The organism is Microcella sp. (genome assembly GCF_033763155.1).
Taxonomy (GTDB): Bacteria; Actinomycetota; Actinomycetes; order Actinomycetales; family Microbacteriaceae; genus Microcella.
This window is the reverse complement of sequence record NZ_JANRKZ010000082.1, coordinates 1-2,379: the sequence shown is the minus strand read 5'-3', so window position 1 is coordinate 2,379 and position 2,379 is coordinate 1. Positions and strand designations below refer to the sequence as shown.

The following is a 2,379-nucleotide window of genomic DNA, read 5'->3' as shown; positions in this document are numbered from 1 at the left end:
CGCGGCCTCAGCGTCATCCGCGGTCTTGGCGACCTTGACGCCACCGGCCTTGCCGCGGCCACCGGTCTTGACCTGTGCCTTGACGACCGTGACGCCACCGATCGACTCGGCAGCAGCGCGAGCCTCCTCGGGGGTGTCGGCGATGATGCCCTGCAGCACGGGAACACCGTGCTTCTCGAAGAGGTCTCGGGCCTGATACTCGAAAAGATCCACGCTGCTTGTCCCATCCGCGTGCGAAAAGAGAAAGTGAAGAGTCGCGGTCGGTCTCGGTGCCGTGGTTTCTCTCGACAGAGATATTTCTCGATATCGAGACACATCGCAGGCTCTACTGTAGCGGGGCGCAGTAGCGCCCACTGACCTGCTGAGCGGCCTACCGCACGTCGTCGCGGCGCGCGATGAGCATCGTCACGTCATCGCTACTGGTGCCACGAGCACGGGCGCGAATCGCCTCGATGATCTCCCACGGGTCTTTCGCGAGCAGAGCAAGGGCAACAAGGTTGTCGAGCGATCGCAACGAGCCGTCATAGAGGTCGAGCACACCATCGCTCACCACGATGAGCGTGTCACCCGGAGCAAGTGTCGTCGTCTGCAGGGGCCACACCGTCTCGGGGTCAACCCCGAGCGGAGGGGCGTTCGACCGCAGTCGCTCAGAGCTGCCATCGGCGCGCGCGATGATCGAGAGGCCGTGGCCCGCATCCACATAGCTCAGCTCACCCGAGTCCATATCGAGTCGCGCGTGAAACGCTGTGACGAAGACCCCGGCGTTATTGAGGTCAATCGTGAGGGCCGCCGACGCGGCGTCGATCGCGCCCGCGACGTCGGCAAATCGAGCGGCGGACCGCAGCACGGCGCGCACGGTCGCCGCGATGATCGAGGCACCGATTCCCTTTCCCATGGCATCGGCGAGCGTGAGCGCGGCGCCTTCTCCCACCGGGTACCAGTCATAGAAGTCTCCGCCGACGGCACGCGCCGGAATACAAACGCCGCCGATCTTCCACCCGGGCATGCTCAAGAGTTGCTGCGGCAGCAAACCCTGTTGCACTTCGGATGCTCGGCTGAGCTCTTGGCTCACCGTCAACTCTTGCTGCACCCAACCGGCGAGGTCGCGCAGCATCTCGGTCTCGCGCGCCGAGAAGTGTCGCGGCGTCGAGTCGTAGACGCAGAACGCCCCGATGCGTTCTCCGCCGGGGGCGTACAGCGGAAAGCCCGCATAGAAGGCGAGCAGCCCCGGCACGACCTTGCTGGCGTACCGCGGATCAGCCGTCATGTCGGGGACGACAAAAGGCTCGTTGCCCTGAATCGTGACCGTGCACATTGAGCCTTCGCGCGTCATCTCGACCGGTCCTGCACCCGAGACAGACTTAGCCCACTGGCGATCACCATCGATGAAGTTCACCGCCGCGGTCTCGACGCCAAAGAGCTGACGCGCGAGTCGCGTGACGCGATCAAAGCGTTCTTCGGGCGCGGTGTCGAGAATGCCCATGTCGTCGAGGGCACGTTGCCTCGCCATCTCATCGATGACACCCGAGATCGAGATCGAGGGCATGGCCTTGCGCCCACGCTTCGAACGAGGAGACCGTCGGGCCCGCACGACCGTCCAGTAGTTGACGCCGTCAACGCGCTGGTGCTCGACGCTATCGTTGAGCGCTTGCATGATGGGCAGCCCGCGGCCGCGTTCCGACAGCTGGTCGGGCATGCTGCGATCGCTGAGGTCGACGTGCTCGACAGAACCCTCGTCGGTGGCGGTCGCCTCGATGCGGTCGTCAGAGACCACGACCGTCAACGTAAAGCGAATGGCCTGACCCCGGTTGGCGTGCTCAATGACATTGGCCGTGAGCTCGACGATCGACAGCTCTGCCGCCATGCGGTCAGCAGGATCGAGTCGAGGAGTCTGCGCCCAGATCGAGGCAAGCAGATCGTGAACAGTGTCAACGGTGTCGGGCGGGCTGCTCAAGCGCAGCGTGCGCGACACGATTTCAGGCATGGGGGAACGCGTCGCCGACTGTGTCGTAGCTCTTGAGCACCGAGCCCATGTTGGTGAGCTCGAGCACGAGCTGTGCTTGCTCGGCGGGGCGCACAAGTCGCAAGTCGCCGCCGGATGCCCGCACGGCCTTGAGCCCCGACACGAGTGCACCGAGCCCCGACGAGTCGAGAAACACGACTTGCGAGAGGTCAACGGCAACGTTGGGGTGGTTCGAGTCGATGGCGGACTCGATGGCCTCACGCATGCGGGCGGCCGTCACCATGTTGAGTCGACCGCCAACCGTCACCTCGGCAACACCGAATGGGTGATGCACCACTGTGATCTCCATCGAGCCCCCTCCGAAATGCGGTCAGTTCATTATGGCGCTGGAAGGCCGCTAGAGCTTTTCGATCGGG

3 protein-coding genes are annotated in these 2,379 nt (G+C 64.4%); all 3 read right to left on the bottom strand.

Going from position 1 to position 2,379, the window contains the following annotated elements; translation table 11 throughout:
• Nucleotides 1-213, bottom strand: a 213-nt coding sequence (locus tag SFU54_RS03790; RefSeq protein ID WP_319014978.1) for an ATP-grasp domain-containing protein, incomplete at its 3' end; no start/stop codon positions are given.
• A gap of 157 nt (nt 214-370) precedes the next feature.
• The gene (locus SFU54_RS03785; protein ID WP_319014977.1) at nt 371-1,984 is read right to left on the bottom strand and encodes a SpoIIE family protein phosphatase; all 1,614 of its coding nucleotides are present in this window, start codon (nt 1,982-1,984) and stop codon (nt 371-373) included.
• Complete coding sequence (locus tag SFU54_RS03780) at nt 1,977-2,312, bottom strand: STAS domain-containing protein (protein ID WP_319014976.1); 336 nt, start codon at nt 2,310-2,312, stop codon at nt 1,977-1,979. The genes SFU54_RS03785 and SFU54_RS03780 overlap by 8 nt, the downstream gene beginning before the upstream one ends.
• Nucleotides 2,313-2,379: the final 67 nt, after the last annotated feature.